This window comes from Pseudomonas sp. FW507-12TSA, assembly GCF_058781435.1.
Window position 1 is genome coordinate 86,323 of the sequence record NZ_JBYSWT010000022.1, and the last position, 20,619, is coordinate 106,941.

The window sequence follows — 20,619 nt, forward strand, 5'->3', positions numbered from 1 at the left end:
GTTCTCAGCGGCTCAGGTACATGCGCGTCGTCAGCAGATACACCGGCAGGCCCGAGACCAGGATCAACAGCACCGCATAGGGCGCCGCTGCGGCGAACTCCAGGTTCGAGGTATGGGCCCAGACTGCGGTGGCCAAGGTGTTCAGCCCTGTGGGACTGAGTAGCAGGGTTGCGGTGAGTTCCTTCATCGCATCCAGGAACACCAGGGCGAAGGCCGCACCCAGTGCCGGGAAGATGATCGGCAGGGTGACCCGGCAAAAGGCCCCGAACGACGAAGCTCCCAGGGTTCGCGCCGCCTCTTCCAGCTGTGGTGCTGCCTTGTTCAAGGCTGTGCGAATCGGTGCCTGGGCCAGTGGCAGGAACAGCAAGGCGTAGGCGATCAGCAGCAGCGCCGAGGTCTGGTACAGCGCCGGCACATAGTGCAAGGCGAAGTACACCAGGGTCAGGGCGATCACCAGGCCTGGCAAAGCGTGCAGCAAGTAAGGCAGGCGTTCGGCCCAGATCGCCAGTCGCCCTTTGTAGCGCACCACCAACAGGCCCACCGGCACCGCCAGCAGCAGGCACAGCGCCGCGCCGCCAAGGGAGAGCGCCAGGGATGAAAGCAGGGCTTCACCGATGGCGGCGATGGGAAAGGCGGCCGATGAACCTATCGCCAGCCAGTAGGCCAGCATTACCAGGGGAACGCCGCTGCCGATCAGTGCCAGTACCAGGCAATAGAGCTGTCCGGGCAGGCTCCAGGCTCCCAGGCGCACCTGTTCGGCATGGCGGGCGACTCCCTGGCCGATGCGTACGTGTCGGCCCTTGCCGCGGGCTCGCAGCTCCAGCCACAGCAGGGCCAGGCACAACAGCAGCAGGACGGCCGACAGCATCGCCGCGTTGGCGTTGCTGAATTCCAGCTCGAATTGCTGGTAGATCGCCGTGGTGAAGGTCTGCAGGCCCATGATCGACAGGGCGCCGAACTCCACCAGCATGTGCAAGGCAATCAGCAGCGATCCGGCCAGTAGCGATGGCCAGAGCAGGGGCAGGGTGATCTTGAAGAACACTCCCCAGCGGTCCTGCCCCAGGGTGCGCGCGGATTCCTCCAGGGATGGGTCGAGATTGCGCAGGGTGGCGGCTACTGGCAGGAATACCAGCGGGTACTTGGAGAGGGTCATCACCAGGATCGCCCCGCCCAATCCTTCGAAGCTGGCGCTCAGGGATACCCAGGTGAAACTGCTGACGAAAGCCGGCACGGCGAACGGCAGGCACAGCACCACGCCCCAGATCCTCCGGCCCGGCAGGTCGCTGCGCTCTAGCAGCCAGGCCAGGGACAGGCCGATGATCGCGCAGGCGCCGGTCGTTCCGAGCATCAGCAACAGCGTGTTGCGTAGCAGGCGGAATACGTAGGGGCGCCATAGCAGGTGCCAGGCTTCTGCCCAGCCGGCTTGCCAGGCCTTGAGCACCACATAACCCAGGGGCAGGAGGCTCAGGCAGACCAATAGCAGGACCGGCAGTAGCAGCCAGGCAGGAGGGGGCTTGCGCCCCGGTGCGCGATGGGCGCGTGCTGCGGAAAACGAAGGGCCCATCAGTTCAGGCCGACATCACGTTCCAGCTCCAGGGCCTGTTCGGCATTGCCCAGGTCGGCGGGTGTCACCCGTGGAGGGTTCAGCTCGCTGAAGGGCTTGAGACCGCGGTTGGACTCCATGCCCTTGTGCAGCGGATATTCCGCGGTGGTCTGGGTGATGACGCGCTGGCCTTCTTCGCTGGCTATGTAGGCGAGGAATTGCTGGGCTTCCTTGGGATGCTTGCTGGACTTGAGTACCGCAGCACTGGAGACGGTGATCAGGCCGCCGGCGTCGCCATTGGTGAAGTAGTGCAGCTTGGAGTCCAGCTGGCCTCTTTCCCGTTGCAGGGCGAACCAGTAGTAGTTGTTTGCCAGGACCGCGGCCACTTCGCCGTTTTCCACGGCCTTGAGCGCGACCATGTTGTTGCTGTAGACCTTGCCGAAGGCTCGTAGCCCGGTCAGCCATTCTTCGGCTGCGTCCATGCCGTGCAGCTTGATGATCGCCACGGCCTGTTCCTGGAAGGCGCCGCTGGTGGGGACGAAGCCGATCTTGCCTTGCCATTGGGGCTGGGAGAATTCCAGTACCGATGTGGGCAGGTCCTTTTCGGCGACTAGCTTGGGATTGAAGGCCACCACGCGGACGCGGGCGGTGATGCCGATCCAGGTACCGTTGCTGGCCACATACTCCTTGGGCAGTAAGGCCAGGGTGGCGGTGTCGGTCTGGGCCAGCAGGCCCTGTTCCCCCAGTTTGTTCAGGGGTGGGGATTCTTCGGAATAGATCACGTCGGCGGGGGAGCGCTCGCCTTCTTCGACTACCTGGCTGGCCAGCTGGTTGCTGCTGCCCTTGCGAACATTGACGTGAATGCCGGTCTTGGCTTCGAAGGCCTTGGCGACCGCTTCGCCGACTTCCTTGTGCTGGCCGTTGTACAGGGTCAGGGAAACGGGTTCAGCGGCCTGGGTGATTGAGGTTGCCAGGGTCAATCCCAGCAAAGTGATGGTCAAGCCACGCAGAAGGGATGTTGGTAGGAGGGTATTTCTGAACATCATTCGCAGGTTTCCTCACTCTTGCATTGCAAAAACTTGTAACAATCATAAACGATATCGTTTCTCATGTGCGCTTTGCGGAGGGCGAGTCTGGTGGAGAGAGGGAAAAACTGGAGGGCAGAAACGCAAAAACCCGCTTTCGCGGGTTTTTGTGAGACTTCAAAAAAAATCCTGAAGCTTTGAATTGGTGCCCAGAAGAAGACTCGAACTTCCACGGCCTTGCGGCCACCAGCACCTGAAGCTGGCGTGTCTACCAATTTCACCATCTGGGCAGTATCGCTGACGTCTCCGTCGTCGATGGCGCGCACTATACGGACGCTGTTTTGAGCTGTAAACCCCTGGATTCAAAAAAGTTTGAAAAAATGCTCCGGGGGTAGACGGAAGGATGTATCAGGGGAGTGACGAGGTGTTTTCCAGCTTTGTCCAAGCCTGAAATTTCCCGTTTCAATACGCGTATGCCAAACTAACCGGGATATAGACAAGGTGAAATCTATCTAATGGCCGATTGGCAGTCCCTCGATCCCGAGGCCGCTCGTGAAGCGGAAAAATACGAAAACCCTATTCCTAGCCGCGAACTCATCCTCCAGCATCTGGCTGACCGGGGTTCGCCAGCTAGTCGCGAGCAGTTGGTGGAAGAGTTCGGTCTGACCACCGAAGACCAGCTCGAAGCCCTGCGCCGCCGCCTGCGTGCCATGGAGCGCGACGCTCAACTGATCTATACCCGCCGCGGCACCTATGCGCCGGTGGATAAACTCGACCTGATTCTCGGCCGCATCAGCGGTCACCGCGACGGTTTCGGCTTCCTCGTGCCGGACGACGGCAGCGAAGACCTGTTCATGAGCCCGGCGCAAATGCGCCTGGTATTCGACGGCGACCGGGCTCTGGCCCGGGTTTCCGGCGTGGATCGCCGCGGTCGTCGTGAAGGCGTGATCGTCGAGGTGGTATCGCGCGCCCATGAAAGCATCGTGGGTCGCTACTTCGAAGAAGGCGGGATCGGCTTCGTGGTCGCGGACAATCCGAAGATCCAACAGGAAGTGCTGGTGACCCCGGGCCGCAATGCCAATGCCAAGATCGGCCAGTTCGTCGCGGTGAAGATCACCCATTGGCCAACTCCGCGCTTCCAGCCGCAAGGCGATGTAGTCGAAGTGGTCGGCAACTACATGGCGCCGGGCATGGAGATCGATGTCGCCCTGCGTACCTACGATATCCCCCATGTCTGGCCCCAGGCCGTGCTCAAGGAAGCCGGCCGGCTCAAGCCGGAGGTAGAAGAGAAGGACAAGGAAAAACGCATCGACCTGCGAGACCTGCCCTTCGTCACCATCGACGGCGAGGACGCCCGGGACTTCGACGATGCGGTCTATTGCGAAGCCAAGCCCGGCAAGCTGCGCCTGTTCGGCGGTGGCTGGAAGCTGTACGTGGCGATCGCCGACGTCTCCAGCTACGTGAAGATCGGTTCGGCCCTGGATGCCGAGGCCCAGGTGCGCGGCAACTCGGTGTACTTCCCCGAGCGCGTGATTCCGATGCTGCCTGAGGAGTTGTCCAACGGCCTGTGCTCGCTGAATCCGAAGGTCGATCGCCTGGCCATGGTCTGTGAAATGACCATCTCCAAGTCCGGCGAAATGACCGACTACCAGTTCTACGAAGCGGTGATCCACTCCAAGGCGCGCCTGACCTACAACAAGGTCAGCTCGATGCTCGAGCACCCCAAGACCGGCGAAGCCAAGCAACTGCGCGGCGAATATGCCGACGTGGTGCCGCACCTCAAGCAGCTCTACGCGCTGTACAAGGTGTTGCTGGGCGCGCGCCATACCCGTGGCGCCATCGATTTCGAGACCCAGGAAACCCGGATCATCTTCGGCTCCGAGCGCAAGATCGCCGAGATCCGGCCGACTACGCGCAACGATGCCCACAAGCTGATCGAGGAGTGCATGCTGGCGGCCAACGTGGCCACCGCCGAGTTCCTCAAGAAGCATGAAATTCCAGCGTTGTACCGGGTGCACGATGGCCCGCCGCCGGAGCGCCTGGAAAAACTGCGGGCCTTCCTCGGCGAGCTTGGCCTGACCCTGCACAAGGGCAAGGAAGGTCCGACGCCGAAGGACTACCAGGCCCTGCTGGAAAAAATCAAGGATCGCCCGGACTACCACCTGATCCAGACCGTGATGCTGCGCTCGTTGAGCCAGGCGGTGTACAGCGCCGATAACCAGGGCCATTTCGGCCTGAATTACGAAGCCTATACCCACTTCACCTCGCCGATCCGTCGCTATCCGGACCTGTTGACCCATCGGGCCATTCGCAGCGTCATCCACTCCCGGCAGGAGACGCCGCATGTGCGTCGTGCTGGCGCGACGAGCATCCCCAAGGCGCGTATCTATCCATACGACGAAGCCATCCTGGAGCAGCTCGGCGAGCAATGCTCGATGAGCGAGCGGCGTGCCGACGAAGCCACGCGGGACGTGGTGAACTGGCTCAAGTGCGAGTTCATGAAGGATCGCGTAGGCGAATCCTTCCCAGGTGTGATCACCGCCGTGACTGGTTTCGGCCTGTTCGTCGAACTGACCGATATCTATGTCGAGGGCCTGGTGCACGTCACCGCGCTGCCGGCGGACTACTATCATTTCGACCCTGTGCACCACCGCTTGGCGGGTGAGCGCACGGGTCGCAGCTTCCGCCTGGGTGACACGGTGGAAGTGCGGGTCATGCGCGTCGACCTGGACGAGCGCAAGATCGACTTCGAAATGGCGGAAAAAACCTTCAGCGCCCCTGTTGGCCGCAAGAAGCGCGGCGCGGCCGATGCTCCGGCGAGCAAGGTGGTCGAGGAGCGCGCTCCGGCCAAACCCGCTCGGCGCAGTTCCAGCAAGGAAAAGGCCTCCGATGCCTACCGTCCCAGCGATGCCGCGGCGAAAAACGCCGAGGTGCGCAAAAGCCGGGAGATGAAGAAGGCGTTGCTGGCCGAGGCCAAGGCCGGCGGCAAGCCCGCGGCTGGAAAGTCCGGCAAGCCGGCGTTCGACAAGCCTGCCAAGCCCACCAAGCATCGCAAGGGGCCGTCCAAGTCAGGCTCCGGCGCAAAGAGCGGTGGGGCGCGTAAACCTAAGGCCAAGCCATGAGTCAGTTGGAAAAAATCTACGGCGTACATGCCGTGGAAGCATTGCTGCGTCACCATCCCAAGCGGGTCAAGCAGATCTGGCTGGCCGAAGGCCGCAGTGATCCCCGGGTCCAGGTGCTGTTGGACCTGGCGGGGCAGAACCGGGTTGCGGTCGGCCAGGCCGAGCGTCGTGAGATGGACGCCTGGGTCGAAGGCGTGCACCAGGGCGTGGTGGCGGAAGTCAGTCCCAGCCAGGTCTGGGGCGAAGCCATGCTCGATGAACTGCTGGATCGCACTGAGGGTGCACCGCTGTTGCTGGTGCTCGATGGCGTGACCGATCCGCATAACCTCGGTGCCTGCCTGCGTACCGCCGATGCTGCGGGGGCCTTGGCGGTGCTGGTGCCCAAGGACAAGTCGGCGACCCTGACGCCAACCGTGCGCAAGGTCGCTTGTGGCGCTGCAGAAGTGATTCCACTGGTGGCGGTGACCAACCTGGCCCGTACCCTGGAGAAGCTCCAGCAGCGTGGCCTGTGGATCGTCGGTACTGCCGGCGAAGCCGAGCAGGAACTGTACGATCAGGACCTGACCGGGCCGACCATCATCATCATGGGGGCCGAGGGCAAGGGCATGCGCCGCCTGACCCGCGAGCACTGCGACTATCTGGTGCGCTTGCCGATGGCCGGTAGTGTCAGCAGCCTCAACGTCTCCGTGGCCACAGGCGTCTGCCTGTTCGAAGCCATGCGCCAGCGCGGCGCCAAGGCCAAGGCCGCGCGCAAGTAACAGGCGGCGAGTCATGGGCGGCAGGTGCTATTGCCTGTCGCTCGCGACCCATGGCTTGCAGTTGTTGTTCAAATATTCACCAATTTCCTTGCGCCGCTGTTTCCCCTTCTCTACAATTGCGCCCCTTGCCGTACGGCAGGTATCCCTTTGTTCGTTTCTTGGGGGCCTGCGACCAGGCAAGACACACAAAGTGTCATTCACTCCTTGTCTGACCGCTTACAGGCGGCAGGCTACAACCCGTAAGGAGCATTCATGCGTCATTACGAAATCATCTTCCTGGTCCACCCGGATCAGAGCGAGCAAGTCGGCGGCATGGTTGAGCGTTACACCAAGCTGATCGAAGAAGACGGCGGCAAGATCCACCGTCTGGAAGACTGGGGCCGTCGTCAACTGGCCTACGCAATCAACAATGTTCACAAGGCTCACTACGTGATGCTGAACGTTGAGTGCACCGGTAAAGCCCTGGCTGAGCTGGAAGACAACTTCCGTTACAACGATGCAGTGATCCGTAACCTGGTCATCCGTCGCGAAGAAGCCATCACTGGCCAATCCGAGATGCTCAAGGCCGAAGAAAACCGCAGCGAGCGCCGTGAGCGTCGCGACCGTCCTGAGCATGCTGACAGCGCCGATGGCGACGACAGCAATGACAGCGACAACAGCGATAACGCTGACGAGTAATCCACGGATCTTTTGAGGAGCCAATCACATGGCACGTTTCTTCCGTCGTCGTAAATTCTGCCGCTTCACCGCTGAAGACGTGAAAGAGATCGATTACAAAGATCTCAACACTCTGAAAGCCTACGTATCCGAGACCGGCAAAATCGTTCCAAGCCGCATCACCGGTACCAAAGCTCGTTATCAGCGTCAGCTGGCCACCGCTATCAAGCGCGCCCGCTTCCTGGCCCTGCTGGCCTACACCGACAGCCACGGCCGCTGAGACCGGGCAGTCGACAAGTAGTAAGGGATTGAATGCATGCGCGCCTTAGCTGAGTTCATCATGCGCGGTCGTGTGCAGGCCACTCTGGTAGTGGCTGGCTGTTCGGCATTGCCGTTGTTGTATTGGTTGGGTGCTGCCGCTGCAAGCCTTGTGCTGCTGCGGCGCGGATTGCAGGGCGCCATTGGTGTCCTGGCTCTGGGAGTGCTGCCGGCGTTGCTCTGGTGGCTGACGTTCGATGATCCACGAGCGCTTCTGGTGCTGCTGGGGTCTTCGAGCCTTGCGTTGGTTTTACGCGCAAGCGAATCCTGGAACCGCGTGCTGCTGGTCAGCATAGCGATGGGGTTGGTGTTCGCTGGAGTCCTGGGTGCGGCATTCCGCCCTCAGATCGAAGCGCTGTCACAGGAACTGATCAAGATCCTGCCGATGGCCTTGGGTGAGGTCTACCAGCAGCTTTCGGTGGAAGAGCGAGCGCGCCTCGCCACGCTGATCGCCCCGATCCTGACCGGACTGATAGCGGCCTTGCTGCAAGCCATCAGCGTGCTGAGCCTGATTCTTGGGCGTTACTGGCAAGCTGTGTTGTATAACCCGGGTGGTTTTGGTCGCGAGTTTCGCGCCATCAGAATCCCCCTTGGGCCAGCGATGTTGCTGCTGGCGTGCATGCTGGTCGGGCCGAGCTTCGGACCGCAACTGGCCATGCTGACGCCGATGTGCAGTGTGCCGCTGGCCTTCGCCGGGCTGGCCCTGATCCACGGGCTGGTGGCGCAAGGGCGACTAGCCAGGTTCTGGCTGGTTGGGGTGTACATCACGATGCTGCCGTTCATGCAGCTGATCTATCCGTTGCTCGTGGTCCTGGCCATTGTCGACAGCCTGATTGATTTTCGCGGTCGTTTGGCGCCGAAAGACGCCGATAACGGTTCTGCGAACGGTGAAGGTTAAAAGTTAAGAGGTTATTACCAAATGGAACTGATCCTGCTGGAAAAAATCGCCAACCTGGGCAACCTGGGCGATAAGGTAAACGTTAAGGCTGGTTACGGCCGTAACTACCTGCTGCCTTTCGGCAAAGCCACCGCTGCTACCGCTGCCAACCTGGCTGCATTCGAAGCGCGTCGTGCCGAGCTGGAAAAACTGGCTGCAGAGAAGAAGGCTTCTGCCGAAACTCGCGCTGCGCAACTGGCTGAGCTGGAAGTGACTATCACTGCCACCGCTGGTGACGAAGGCAAGCTGTTCGGTTCGATCGGCACCCACGACATCGCTGACGCACTGACCGCCTCTGGCGTTGAAGTTGCCAAGAGCGAAGTTCGTCTGCCGAACGGCACCATCCGTAACGTGGGCGAGTTCGACGTAGCCGTGCACCTGCACGCTGAAGTCGAAGCTACCGTACGCGTTGTCGTGGTGGCTGCTTAAGCAGTACTAAATCGTCTGGCACCTCGTGTGGCTGACGGTTAACATCGGGCACGATCCTGTTCACAGGTCGTGCCCTTTGTCTTTCTGCCGATCCTGATTTCCGTCTCTAGAATTCCAAGTGGCCATGAACGATATTTCCGCTCCCGAGCAATACGATCTGCAAACCGCTGCCCTGAAGGTGCCGCCGCACTCCATCGAGGCCGAACAGGCCGTGCTCGGTGGTTTGATGCTGGACAACAACGCCTGGGAGCGTGTGCTGGATCAGGTCTCCGACGGCGACTTCTATCGACATGACCACCGCCTGATTTTCCGCGCCATCGCCCGCCTGGCCGACCAGAACCTGCCCATCGACGTGGTGACCTTGTCCGAGCAACTGGACAAGGAAGGCCAGACCTCCCAGGTCGGTGGCCTCGGCTATCTGGGCGAACTGGCGAAGAACACCCCGTCGGTCGCCAACATCAAGGCCTATGCGCAGATCGTTCGCCAGCGGGCGACCCTGCGCCAGCTGATCGGCATCAGCAACGAGATCGCCGACAGCGCGTTCAACCCCGAGGGGCGTACCGCCGAGGAGATCCTCGATGAGGCCGAGCGGCAGATCTTCCAGATCGCCGAAGCGCGGCCCAAGACCGGCGGTCCGGTGGGTGTCAACGAACTGTTGACCAAGGCCATCGATCGCATCGATACGCTGTTCAACACGTCCGACGCCATTACCGGCCTGTCCACCGGCTATACCGACCTTGACGAGAAGACCAGCGGGCTGCAGCCAGCCGACCTGATCATCGTCGCCGGCCGTCCATCCATGGGCAAGACCACCTTCGCCATGAACCTGGTGGAGAATGCGGTGCTGCGTAGCGACAAGGCCGTCCTGGTGTACTCCCTGGAGATGCCAGGCGAATCGCTGATCATGCGTATGCTGTCCTCCCTCGGCCGGATCGACCAGACCAAAGTCCGTTCCGGCCAGTTGGAAGACGATGACTGGCCGCGCCTGACCTCGGCGGTCAACCTGCTCAACGATCGCAAGCTGTTCATCGACGACACCGCGGGCATCAGCCCTTCGGAAATGCGGGCCCGGACCCGGCGCCTGGTGCGTGAGCACGGTGACATCGGCCTGATCATGATCGACTACCTGCAGCTGATGCAGATCCCGGGCTCCAGCGGCGACAACCGGACCAACGAGATTTCCGAGATCTCCCGTTCCCTCAAGGCCCTGGCCAAGGAATTCAACTGCCCGGTGGTGGCGCTGTCCCAGCTCAACCGCTCCCTGGAGCAGCGTCCCAACAAGCGTCCGGTGAACTCCGACCTCCGGGAATCCGGAGCGATCGAGCAGGACGCCGACGTGATCATGTTCGTGTACCGGGACGAGGTGTATCACCCGGAGACCGAGCACAAGGGCATCGCCGAAATCATCATCGGCAAGCAGCGGAACGGTCCCATCGGCTTCATCCGCCTGGCCTTCATCGGCAAGTACACGCGCTTCGAGAACCTGGCCCCGGGCAGCTACAACTTCGACGACGACGAGTAACCGCGTCTCTTGCGGCACTGGCTGAATGCGGCGAGAGCGCAGGTCTATTCGTCGCGGATTGCCCTGGCCATGAATTCCGACTGGCGCAGTCGGAATTGGTCATTTTTTGTGCTATATTCCGCGCCCGCGAATTTCCCTGTCATTCAGCGCGTCCTTATCTGCGCCAACACCGGTCATCGACATGCAAGCAGCCAAGCCGTTATTCGACTATCCAAAGTACTGGGCCGAATGTTTCGGGCCAGCACCGTTCCTGCCCATGAGCAGGGAGGAGATGGATCAGCTCGGCTGGGACTCCTGCGACATCATCATCGTCACCGGTGATGCCTATGTCGATCACCCGTCCTTCGGCATGGCGATCATCGGCCGGCTGCTGGAAGCCCAGGGCTTTCGCGTAGGGATAATCGCCCAGCCCAACTGGCAGTCCAAGGACGACTTCATGAAGCTCGGCGAGCCGAACCTGTTCTTCGGTGTCGCGGCGGGCAACATGGACTCGATGATCAACCGCTACACCGCCGACAAGAAGGTTCGCTCCGACGATGCCTACACCCCGGGTGGCCTGGCGGGCAAGCGTCCGGACCGCGCCAGCCTGGTGTACAGCCAGCGCTGCAAGGAAGCCTACAAGCATGTGCCGATCATCCTCGGTGGCATCGAGGCTTCCCTGCGCCGAATCGCCCACTACGACTACTGGCAGGACCGGGTGCGCAACTCGATCCTGATCGATGCCTGCGCCGACATCCTGCTCTACGGCAACGCCGAGCGCGCCATCGTCGAGGTGGCCCAGCGCCTGTCCTACGGCCAGAAGATCGAAGACATCACCGATGTGCGCGGCACCGCGTTCATCCGTCGTGACACGCCCAGGGACTGGTACGAAGTGGACTCCACCCGCATCGACCGTCCGGGCAAGATCGACAAGATCATCAACCCCTACGTCAACACCCAGGACACCGCCGCCTGCGCCATCGAGCAGGAAAAGGGCCCGGTCGAGGATCCGAACGAAGCCAAGGTGGTGCAGATCCTGGCCAGCCCGAAGATGACCCGGGAAAAGACCGTGATCCGCCTGCCGTCCATGGAAAAGGTGCGTAACGACCCGGTGCTCTATGCCCACGCCAACCGCGTGCTGCACCTGGAGACCAACCCGGGCAACGCCCGTGCGCTGGTGCAGAAGCACGGTGAACAGGATGTCTGGTTCAACCCGCCACCGATCCCCATGACCACCGAGGAAATGGACTACGTGTTCGGCATGCCTTATCAGCGCATCCCGCATCCGGTCTATGGCAAGGAGAAAATCCCGGCCTACGAGATGATCCGCTTCTCGGTGAACATCATGCGTGGCTGCTTTGGTGGCTGCACTTTCTGCTCCATCACCGAGCACGAAGGGCGGATCATCCAGAACCGCTCCGAAGAGTCGATCATCCGCGAGATCGAAGAAATTCGTGACAAGGTCCCGGGTTTTACCGGGGTGATCTCCGACCTTGGCGGCCCAACCGCCAACATGTACCGCATCGCCTGCAAGAGCCCGGAAATCGAATCCGCGTGCCGCAAGCCGTCCTGCGTGTTCCCCGGCATCTGCCCGAACCTGAACACCGACCATTCGTCGCTGATCCAGCTGTACCGCAGTGCCCGCGCCTTGCCTGGCGTGAAGAAGATCCTCATCGCTTCCGGCCTGCGTTACGACCTGGCGGTGGAATCGCCGGAATACGTCAAGGAGCTGGTGACCCACCACGTCGGTGGCTACCTGAAGATCGCCCCGGAACACACCGAGGAAGGTCCGCTGAACCAGATGATGAAACCTGGGATCGGCACCTATGACCGCTTCAAGCGGATGTTCGAGAAGTACTCCAAGGAAGCGGGCAAGGAGCAGTACCTGATTCCGTACTTCATCGCCGCCCACCCGGGCACCACCGACGAGGACATGATGAACCTGGCCCTGTGGCTCAAGGGCAACGGCTTCCGCGCCGACCAGGTGCAGGCGTTCTATCCGTCGCCGATGGCCAGCGCCACCGCCATGTACCACTCGGGCAAGAACCCGCTGCGCAAGGTCACCTACAAGAGCGACGCGGTAACCATCGTCAAGAGCGAGGAGCAGCGCCGTCTGCACAAGGCATTCCTGCGCTATCACGATCCCAAGGGCTGGCCGATGCTGCGCGAGGCCTTGCTGCGCATGGGCCGTGGCGACTTGATCGGTTCGGGCAAGCAGCAACTGATCCCGGCGCACCAGCCGTCTACCGACAGCTACCAGAGTGCCCGACGCAAGAACTCGACACCGGCCGGCAGCCACAAAGTAGCCAAGGAAACCCGGATCCTGACCCAGCACACCGGCTTGCCGCCGCGTGCCAGCGATGGCGGCAACGCCTGGGACAAGCGCGAACAGGCCAAGGCCGCAGCCTTCGCCCGCAACAAGCAAGCTGCCAAGGAGCGTGCCGACGCAGCCAAGGGCAAGAGCAAGAAGCCGACCCGCAAGCCGGTAGTGCCGCGCTGATACAACAAGACGCCAGCTATGAAGCTGGCGTCTTGCTTTTGCCCCCAGGGATTTTTAACGGGCACAGGGCAACAAAAGCCTGGCGCTTTGTTAAGGTTGGCGACCTTCATTCAGTGCATGCCGAGGTGGCCTCAAGCCATCAGGCAACCATCCACCGCCAGACCAAGGACGAATCACGTGGCCAGCGTTATCGACGGAGTCACCAGGGACCTCAACATCACCCAGATGCTCGCCCGCCAGCGGATCGAAAGCCAACTCAACCTGCCACGGCTGTTCGCCGCCATCGATACCGATCCATCGATCGCCGGGGCGGGGGTGGTGTACATCGATGCCGACTTCAACGTGATTACCCTGCGCGAGTTCAGGCCGATTTGCAGCATCACCCCCAAGCGTGTGGTCCTGCGGGAAGCGAAGCGGTACATCGCGCCCCAGCAGTTCGTCGACCAGGTGAAGAACAACCCCCGCGAGTCACGCCTGGCTACCGAATCCTTCAATACCTCGCTGTCCTGTGCCGCCGCGGTGATCGGCTGGCTGGTGGTCTTCAGCGGGACCGTCGCCGTGCCCTTCACCGCCGGCGCCAGTGCCTGGATGGTGGCGCTCGGGGTGTCGGCGGCGGTAGCCGGGACCGCCCAGTGCGTGATCGGCGGGGCGCGGGTGATCAACGAGATCCAGGACCCGGCGGCCAACGACCGGATGGACGATGCCGAGTGGTACACCATCGTCTCGCCGATCCTGGATGGCATTTCCCTGGTAGGCGTCGGGGGCTCCGCGCTGACCACGGTCAAGCTGCTCAAGGCCAGCAAGGCGGCCAATACCGGCAAGAGCTGGACCCAGTTGCTCAAGGGCCTCAACCGCCAGGAGCGTGCCAGGCTGACCAAGGAGCTCTTGACCCTGCGCGATCCGAGCCTGACTCCCAAGTTGCTGAAGCTCAAGCAGCGCACCGAAGGATTGACCAAGCGCTATTCGACGACGCAGATCAGGCACGCGACCCTGACGCAGATGCAAGATGCCCTGGGCGCGGTCCTGAGCACCACCGGCAGCATTCGCTCCGGCAACCTGGGCACGGCGAAGACCCTGGCCGTGGGGCTCTACGAGGAGTTCGACGAATGATCGGCGGGGGCAGCATGCGTGAGTTCCTGGCGCGCTATTTCCCGACCTTCATGCTCACGGTGCTGCTGGGCTGCTTCAGCGCATCGTTGCTGTTGTCGCTGGCGCAAGTCACCTACTGGCGCGGCATGGCACCAGAGCAGAGCAACGACTACACGGGCCTGGGCCTGCTGGGGCTGATTGTGTTGCTGGTGGTTGGCAATCTGCTGGTGGTGCGCGGGATTGCCTGGGGCGTGTGGCTGGTGGCCGGTTACTTCGCCCTGTGCCTGGCCCTGGTGGCGCCGATGTTCCAATACCATCCGCACCAGGGCATCTACCTGGTGGGGCTGTTGCTGCCCTTGCTGGGATTGCTTTTGCTCAACAGCCGCCGTCACCGGCAAATGCGTGGAAAGCTGCTGGAGATCCGTCATCAGCGGCAACGGCTCAAGGCGTCGTTGAAGCCGCAGCGCAAGCGCCCCTGAGAATCACTGTGGGGCGCCTGGGGGAGGGTTCAGCTCGGCTTTGAGTCGACCCACTTGGCCGAGACCGAAGGTTGCCAGGCGCTCAGGGCATCCAGCAGGCCGGCCGGCGACTGGTTGATCTGCAGCATCTGGCGGTGCGCAGTACTGACGAACCCCTCGCCGACGATATGGTCGAGGAAGCCTCCGAGTTTTTCGTAGAAGCCGTTCACTTCCAGCAGCCCCAGGGGCTTGCGGTGGTAACCCAGCTGGCCCCAGGTCCAGACTTCGAACAGTTCCTCCAGGGTGCCAAGGCCCCCGGGCAGGGCAATGAAGGCATCGCTGAGTTCGGCCATGCGTGCCTTGCGCGCATGCATGCCATCCACCACTTCCAGGCGGGTCAGGCCGTTGTGGCCGATCTCGATGTCTTTCAGGCTTTGCGGAATGATGCCCACGACTTGCCCGCCAGCGGCCATGGCCGCATCGGCGACGATGCCCATCAGGCCCACCGCGCCACCGCCGTAGACCAGGGTCAGGTTGCGTTCGGCGATGGCCCGGCCCATGGCCTGGGCGGCTTCACGGTAGGCAGGATTGGCGCCGGCGCTGGCGCCACAAAATACACAGACAGAAGTTAACGACATGTCTTGCTCCCAGCTCAAAGATCGCCTCAGGGTAAAGGCTCGATGAGTCGAGTCCAAGCATTAAACGTCGCGTTGCGGGGTCTCGTGGGTGCCACTGGCACCACAGGCGTAGGCGGCGAGCAAGCTGCGAAACAGGCTGTTGAACGACATAATCCAGGCTCCGGTGGGGTGGTGGCGGTGATTCTAGGGACAGCTCCCGAGGCTGGCTGCTTGATTGTTTCGATCGGCCTGATAGCAGAGAGTTGTATACAGTTTCTTGATGCAAATCATAGGCAGTAGCGAGAAATTCAGGCAGTCTTGCCTCCCATGGATTCAGATGGATTTTGTTAACCCTGCCTTGGAGATTCACCATGTTTGCCAAACTCGTTGCAGCATCCCTGTTGACACTGGCCAGCAGCCAACTGATGGCCGCCGAGTGCAAGATCGACGTCGACTCTACCGACCAGATGTCCTTCAGCACCAAGGAAATCACCATCGACAAGAGCTGCAAGACCTTCACCGTGAACCTGGGCCACTCCGGCAGCCTGCCGAAGAACGTCATGGGTCATAACTGGGTACTGAGCAAGACCGCAGACATGGCTGGCATCGCTGCCGACGGCATGGCCGCTGGCATCGACAAGAACTACCTGAAGGAAGGCGACACCCGCGTCATCGCCCACACCAAGATCATCGGTGCCGGTGAAAAGGATTCGGTGACCTTCGACGTGTCCAAGCTGACCGCTGGCGAGAGCTACCAGTTCTTCTGCTCGTTCCCAGGCCACAACTCGATGATGAAAGGCGCCGTGATCCTGAAGTAATCAGGCCCGGCTGCAACGAAAAAGCGCCCCTAGGGGCGCTTTTTTTGTGCCTGGCGCTCAGGGCGCGAAGGGCATGACCCGCTTGTGGTGGGTCTTGCGATAGGTGTCGCAGATGGTCTTGAAGGCTTCCTCGCGCACTGGCTGGCCGTGCAGGAAGGCATCGATCTCGGCATAGGTGACGCCATGGGAGGCTTCGTCCGGCTTGCCCGGCGACAGGTCCTCGAGATCGGCGGTGGGGATCTTCTCCACCAGCGACTCGGGGGCCCCGAAATACCGGGCAATGGCGCGCACCTGGTTTTTCACCAGGCCGCTCAGGGGGGCCAGGTCGCAGGCGCCGTCGCCGAACTTGGTGAAGAAGCCCATCACCGCCTCGGCGGCATGGTCGGTACCGATCACCAGGCCCTGGGTGGCGCCGGCGATGGTGTACTGGGCGACCATGCGCATCCGCGCCTTGGTGTTGCCCAGTACGAAGTCCCGGGATACCGCGTGCTGGCCTTCGAAGGCCGCCACTTCATTGGCCAGGGCCTTGACCGCCGGGCCGATGTTCACCGTGTGGCGCTCGTCGGGGTTGATGAAGTCCACCGCGGCCTGGGCGTCGTGCTCGTCGAACTGGGTCTCGTAGGGCAGGCGCACGGCGATGAAGCGGTAGCGCTGGTCGCCACTGCTGGCACGTAGCTCGACCATGGCCCGCTGGGCCAGCAGGCCGGCGGTCAGCGAGTCGACCCCGCCGCTGATGCCCAATACCAGGCTCTTGAGGCCGGAATTGACCAGGCAGTCCTGGATGAAGCGCACGCGCCGGGCGATTTCCGCTTCCAGGGCGGCGTGGTCGGGAAAAGGTGCTTGGACCTTGAGCTGCTGCGCAATCTCAAGCTGTACGGCTTGCATGATTCACTCCTTGCCAGGTTGGGCAGGTACTTGGAAAACGTGGCGCAAATAGGCGACGAAGTTCGGGTCCTTGCAATGGGTCTTGCCCGCTTCGTCGGAGATCTTGGCGACGGGCTGGTCATTGCAGGCGGCCATTTTAAGCACGATGCTCATCGGCTCCACACCGGGGATGTCACAGGTCAGGTTGGTGCCGATGCCGAAGCTGACGTTGATCCGCCCGCGCAGCGCCCGGAAGATCTCCAGGGAGCGCGGCAGGGTCAGGCTGTCGGAGAACACCAGGGTCTTGCTCATCGGGTCGATGCCCAGCTTGTGGTAGTGGGCGATGGCCTTTTCCGCCCAGAGGATCGGGTCCCCCGAGTCATGGCGCAGGCCGTCGAACAACTTGGCGAAGAACAGGTCGAAATCCCCCAGGAAAGCATCGGTGGTGATGCAGTCGGTCAGGGCGATGCCCAACAGGCCCCGGTACTCGCGGACCCAGCAATCGAGGGCGGCGATCTGGCTGTCGATCAACCGTGGCCCCAGCTGCTGGTGGGCCATGATCCATTCATGGGCCATGGTGCCCAGGGGCTTCATGCCCAGCTCGCGGGACAGGTGCACGTTGCTGGTGCCGACGAAACGTCCGGGGAAGTCATGCTTGAGCACATTCACCACCTCTTCCTGGACGCGATAGGAAAAGCGCCGGCGAGTGCCGAAGTCGGCCACCTGCAGTTCGCCCAGCTCCTCGCTGCTGGCATTGGCGGTCAGCCAGTCGAACTTGCGATACAACTGCTCACGGGCCTGCACCAGCTGGGTTTCCCGGTAGCGGTAGCGATTGCGCACTTCGCTGATGATGGCCAGCATCGGCACTTCGAACAGGATCACATGCAGCCATGGGCCACGCAGGCGAATGAACAACTCGCCGTTCTCGATGCCGGTGTGCACGTAGCGCAGGTTGAAGCGGAACAGCCCGAGAAAGCGCAGGAAATCCGCCTTGAGGAAACTGATGCGCTCGAGAAAGCCCAGCTGGTCGGGGCTCAGGCTCAACTCCGCCAGGTGCTCGAACTGATAGCGGATCTCTGCCAGGTAGGGCCGCAGATCCTCGCTGTTACGGCAGCGAAACTCCCATTCCACCTCGGCGTTGGGGTAGTTGTGCAGCACCGCCTGCATCATGGTCAGTTTGTAGAAGTCGGTGTCGAGCAGGTTCTGCACGATGCGATCGGCAAACACACTCTCGCTCATAACGGGAATCTCCATGCTGGCCGCGACTGACAGGTGCGGCACTCAGCTCTTTCAGTGAAGGCGCTAGTGGCGCATAGACGCCTTGGGCTTTGCCAGTGTTTTTTCGGCCCGGGGCTGAAGTCGGGGAACTACGGATCGATCCGCTCCAGCATCCAGCGCACGAAATCGCGAACCTTGGGCACTTCCGCCGCATGCTCGGGGTAGGCCAGGTAGTAGGCATCCTGGCTGGGCATGGCGTACTCCCAGGCGATCACCAGCTTGCCCTCGGCCAGTTCTTCCTCCACCAGGAACCGCGGCAGCAGGGCCACGCCGCAGCCGACCTGGGCGGCGCGGATGCACATGTAGAAGGTCTCGAAGCGCGGGCCGTGGTAGCTGTGCTCGGTCTGGTAGCCCTGCTGCTCGAACCACTCGTGCCAGCCCTGGGGCCGCGAGGCGTTTTGCAGCAGCACCAGGTCGGCCAGTTGCCGGGGATCGGTGAGCGGTTCGGCCGGCAGGCTGTCGGGGGCGCATACCGCCACCAGTTCCTCGCTGAACAGCTTCAGGCTCTCGGTGCCGGGGCGCGCGCCCTGGCCGAAGTAGAACGCCAGGTCGCTATGGCCCTGGAGCAGTTCGTCGGGCTCCTGTTCGTTGCACAGGTCCAGGTGGATGTGCGGGTGGCGCAGGCGCCAGCCCTTGAGCCTTGGCACCAGCCAGCGGGCGCCGAAGGTATAGGGCGTGGAGACCCGCAGTACTTCGGTCTCGCCGCCGTAGGAGCGCAGGTAGTGGGTGGACATCTCCACCTGGGTGAGGATCTTGCGCACTTCCACCAGGTACAGGTCGCCGGCCGGGGTCAGCTGCAGGCGCCGGCGCACGCGGCGGAACAACAAGTGCTGGAGCAGCTCTTCCAGCTGCGCCACCTGCTTGCTCACCGCGCTCTGGGTCAGGTTCAGCTCCTCGGCCGCGCGGGTGAAGCTCAGGTGCCGGGTCACGGCCTCGAAGCACTGCAGGGCCGTGATCGACGGCAGGTAGCGTTTGTTCAGCATGGCTTGTCCTTGTTCTTATCGGTGCTGGATGCCGGCCCAGCATGAATAAACGGAATGATATCTCGCTTAAAGGTCGTTTGTTGGCAAGTCTGCGGCCAGCTACAACTACAGGTCTCGACGACCGCCACGGCGGTCCTGGTCTTTCGCTTGCCACCTGTAAGGAGTCACCCATGGTTGCCGCATTGCTTGATCGTCTGGGCGTGAACCCGGCCCTCTACCAGTCGGGCGCACACCCTGTGCATTCGCCCATCGACGGCAGCCGGATCGCCGCGGTGAACTGGCAGGGGGGCGCCGAAGTGGAGCAGCAGGTCAGTCGCGCCGAGCATGCATTCGCCCTCTGGCGCAATGTCCCGGCCCCTCGCCGTGGCGAGCTGGTGCGGCAGTTCGGCGAAGTGCTGCGCGAGCACAAGGCCGACCTCGGCGAGCTGGTGTCCTGGGAGGCCGGCAAAATCACTCAGGAAGGCCTGGGGGAAGTGCAGGAGATGATCGACATCTGCGACTTCGCCGTCGGCCTGTCGCGCCAGCTCTATGGCCTGACCATCGCCTCCGAGCGCCCCGGCCACCACATGCGCGAAACCTGGCATCCACTGGGGGTGGTGGGGGTGATCAGCGCCTTCAACTTCCCGGTGGCGGTCTGGTCCTGGAACACCGCCCTGGCCCTGGTCTGCGGTAACCCGGTGATCTGGAAACCCTCGGAAAAGACTCCGCTGACCGCCCTGGCTTGCCATGCCTTGCTGGAGCGAGTGCTGAAGAACTTCCATGACGCCCCCGAATACCTGAGCCAGGTGATCATCGGCGGTCGCGATGCCGGCGCGGCGCTGGTGGACGATCCGCGCGTGGCCCTGGTCAGCGCCACCGGCAGCACCCGCATGGGCCGTGAAGTGGCGCCCAAGGTCGCGGCGCGCTTCGCCCGCAGCATTCTCGAACTGGGTGGCAACAACGCCATGATCCTCGGGCCCAGCGCCGACCTGGACATGGCCGTGCGCGCGATCCTGTTTAGCGCCGTCGGCACCGCCGGCCAGCGTTGCACCACCCTGCGCCGCCTGATCGCCCATGAATCGGTGAAGGAAGAGATCGTCGCTCGCCTCAAGACCGCCTATGCCAAGGTACGCATCGGCCACCCGCTGCAAGGCAACCTGGTCGGCCCGCTGATCGACAAGCACAGCTTCGAGGCCATGCAGGACGCCCTGGAGCAGGCGCTGAGCGAGGGCGGGCGGGTGTTCGGCGGCCAGCGCCAGTTGCAGGACCAGTACCCCAACGCCTACTACGTGTCGCCGGCGATCGTGGAAATGCCCGAGCAGAGCGACGTGGTGTGCAGCGAGACCTTCGCCCCGATCCTCTACGTGATCGGCTACCAGGACTTCGATGAGGCCCTGCGCCTGAACAACGCCGTGCCCCAGGGCCTGTCCTCGTGCATCTTCACCACCGATGTGCGTGAGGCCGAGCGCTTCATGTCGGCGGTGGGCAGCGACTGCGGCATCGCCAACGTCAACATCGGCCCCAGCGGTGCGGAAATCGGTGGCGCCTTCGGTGGCGAGAAGGAAACCGGCGGCGGGCGCGAGTCCGGCTCCGACGCCTGGCGTGGCTACATGCGTCGCCAGACCAACACCGTCAACTACTCCCGCGAGCTGCCGCTGGCCCAGGGCATTACCTTCGACTGAGCCCCTGGCACGCCTGCCGGCCAGGCGTGCCAGGGGCGGTTGGTCCATGTGGGTTGATTTC

Annotated in this window: 18 protein-coding genes and 1 tRNA gene; 12 read left to right on the forward strand and 7 right to left on the reverse strand. The window is 62.5% G+C overall.

Going from position 1 to position 20,619, the window contains the following annotated elements:
• Window positions 1-4: 4 nt before the first annotated feature.
• From AC3WK8_RS20450 to AC3WK8_RS20460, 3 genes are all read right to left on the reverse strand, one after another.
• Complete coding sequence (locus tag AC3WK8_RS20450) at window positions 5-1,564, reverse strand: ABC transporter permease (protein WP_103325713.1); 1,560 nt, start codon at window positions 1,562-1,564, stop codon at window positions 5-7.
• Window positions 1,564-2,589, reverse strand: a complete 1,026-nt coding sequence (locus AC3WK8_RS20455) for an extracellular solute-binding protein (protein WP_103325712.1) — start codon at window positions 2,587-2,589, stop codon at window positions 1,564-1,566. The genes AC3WK8_RS20450 and AC3WK8_RS20455 overlap by 1 nt, the downstream gene beginning before the upstream one ends.
• 182 nt (window positions 2,590-2,771) lie before the next feature.
• Window positions 2,772-2,858: transfer RNA gene (locus AC3WK8_RS20460), tRNA-Leu, on the reverse strand.
• Between the two features lie 225 nt (window positions 2,859-3,083).
• Between AC3WK8_RS20460 and rnr the strand changes: the two genes are divergently transcribed.
• The 10 genes from rnr to AC3WK8_RS20510 all read left to right on the forward strand — a co-directional run bounded on the left by rnr (window position 3,084) and on the right by AC3WK8_RS20510 (window position 14,358).
• Window positions 3,084-5,690: a ribonuclease R gene (rnr, locus tag AC3WK8_RS20465; protein WP_103325711.1), complete on the forward strand. Its 2,607-nt coding sequence runs from the start codon at window positions 3,084-3,086 to the stop codon at window positions 5,688-5,690.
• Window positions 5,687-6,448 carry a 23S rRNA (guanosine(2251)-2'-O)-methyltransferase RlmB gene (gene rlmB, locus AC3WK8_RS20470; RefSeq protein WP_022641808.1) on the forward strand — a complete coding sequence of 254 codons (762 nt, stop codon included), beginning with the start codon at window positions 5,687-5,689 and terminating at the stop codon, window positions 6,446-6,448. Before rnr ends, rlmB begins: the two co-directional genes overlap by 4 nt.
• A gap of 252 nt (window positions 6,449-6,700) precedes the next feature.
• Entirely contained in the window at window positions 6,701-7,126 is a 426-nt protein-coding gene (gene rpsF, locus AC3WK8_RS20475) for a 30S ribosomal protein S6 (protein WP_022641809.1), read from the forward strand.
• Window positions 7,127-7,154: 28 nt separating this feature from the next.
• The gene (rpsR, locus tag AC3WK8_RS20480) at window positions 7,155-7,385 is read left to right on the forward strand and encodes a 30S ribosomal protein S18 (RefSeq protein WP_002551829.1); all 231 of its coding nucleotides are present in this window, start codon (window positions 7,155-7,157) and stop codon (window positions 7,383-7,385) included.
• A 36-nt stretch (window positions 7,386-7,421) separates the two neighbouring features.
• Window positions 7,422-8,321, forward strand: a complete 900-nt coding sequence (locus AC3WK8_RS20485) for a hypothetical protein (protein ID WP_031320687.1) — start codon at window positions 7,422-7,424, stop codon at window positions 8,319-8,321.
• A 21-nt stretch (window positions 8,322-8,342) separates the two neighbouring features.
• A complete protein-coding gene (gene rplI, locus AC3WK8_RS20490) occupies window positions 8,343-8,789 on the forward strand; it encodes a 50S ribosomal protein L9 (RefSeq protein ID WP_007921484.1) in 447 nt (148 codons plus the stop codon).
• A gap of 124 nt (window positions 8,790-8,913) precedes the next feature.
• Entirely contained in the window at window positions 8,914-10,311 is a 1,398-nt protein-coding gene (gene dnaB / locus AC3WK8_RS20495) for a replicative DNA helicase (RefSeq protein WP_053132335.1), read from the forward strand.
• Between the two features lie 181 nt (window positions 10,312-10,492).
• On the forward strand, window positions 10,493-12,790 hold the full coding sequence (locus tag AC3WK8_RS20500; RefSeq protein WP_103325710.1) for a YgiQ family radical SAM protein: 2,298 nt from the start codon (window positions 10,493-10,495) through the stop codon (window positions 12,788-12,790).
• Between the two features lie 225 nt (window positions 12,791-13,015).
• Complete coding sequence (ssp4, locus tag AC3WK8_RS20505; protein WP_219738426.1) at window positions 13,016-13,900, forward strand: Ssp4 family T6SS effector; 885 nt, start codon at window positions 13,016-13,018, stop codon at window positions 13,898-13,900.
• Window positions 13,897-14,358 (forward strand): hypothetical protein, encoded by a 462-nt coding sequence (locus tag AC3WK8_RS20510; protein WP_103325708.1) that lies wholly within the window; start codon window positions 13,897-13,899, stop codon window positions 14,356-14,358. The genes ssp4 and AC3WK8_RS20510 overlap by 4 nt, the downstream gene beginning before the upstream one ends.
• Before the next feature lie 29 nt (window positions 14,359-14,387).
• Here AC3WK8_RS20510 and AC3WK8_RS20515 read toward each other — a convergent pair whose 3' ends face one another.
• Complete coding sequence (locus AC3WK8_RS20515) at window positions 14,388-14,975, reverse strand: cytokinin riboside 5'-monophosphate phosphoribohydrolase (protein ID WP_103325707.1); 588 nt, start codon at window positions 14,973-14,975, stop codon at window positions 14,388-14,390.
• 350 nt (window positions 14,976-15,325) lie between these two features.
• Here AC3WK8_RS20515 and azu point away from each other — a divergent pair, with 350 nt between their 5' ends.
• Window positions 15,326-15,772, forward strand: a complete 447-nt coding sequence (gene azu, locus AC3WK8_RS20520; protein WP_022641902.1) for an azurin — start codon at window positions 15,326-15,328, stop codon at window positions 15,770-15,772.
• A gap of 57 nt (window positions 15,773-15,829) precedes the next feature.
• On the opposite strand, the gene nadE is transcribed toward azu, so the two are convergent.
• The 3 genes from nadE to AC3WK8_RS20535 form a co-directional block, all read right to left on the reverse strand.
• Window positions 15,830-16,657, reverse strand: coding sequence for an NAD(+) synthase (nadE, locus tag AC3WK8_RS20525; RefSeq protein WP_085595477.1), 828 nt, complete (start codon window positions 16,655-16,657; stop codon window positions 15,830-15,832).
• 3 nt (window positions 16,658-16,660) lie between these two features.
• Entirely contained in the window at window positions 16,661-17,875 is a 1,215-nt protein-coding gene (gene pncB / locus AC3WK8_RS20530) for a nicotinate phosphoribosyltransferase (protein ID WP_085595475.1), read from the reverse strand.
• 128 nt (window positions 17,876-18,003) lie between these two features.
• Window positions 18,004-18,897 (reverse strand): LysR family transcriptional regulator, encoded by an 894-nt coding sequence (locus AC3WK8_RS20535; RefSeq protein WP_022641905.1) that lies wholly within the window; start codon window positions 18,895-18,897, stop codon window positions 18,004-18,006.
• A gap of 170 nt (window positions 18,898-19,067) precedes the next feature.
• On the opposite strand from AC3WK8_RS20535, the gene amaB reads away from it, so the two are divergent.
• Window positions 19,068-20,558: an L-piperidine-6-carboxylate dehydrogenase gene (gene amaB, locus AC3WK8_RS20540; RefSeq protein ID WP_103325706.1), complete on the forward strand. Its 1,491-nt coding sequence runs from the start codon at window positions 19,068-19,070 to the stop codon at window positions 20,556-20,558.
• Window positions 20,559-20,619 lie beyond the last annotated feature (61 nt).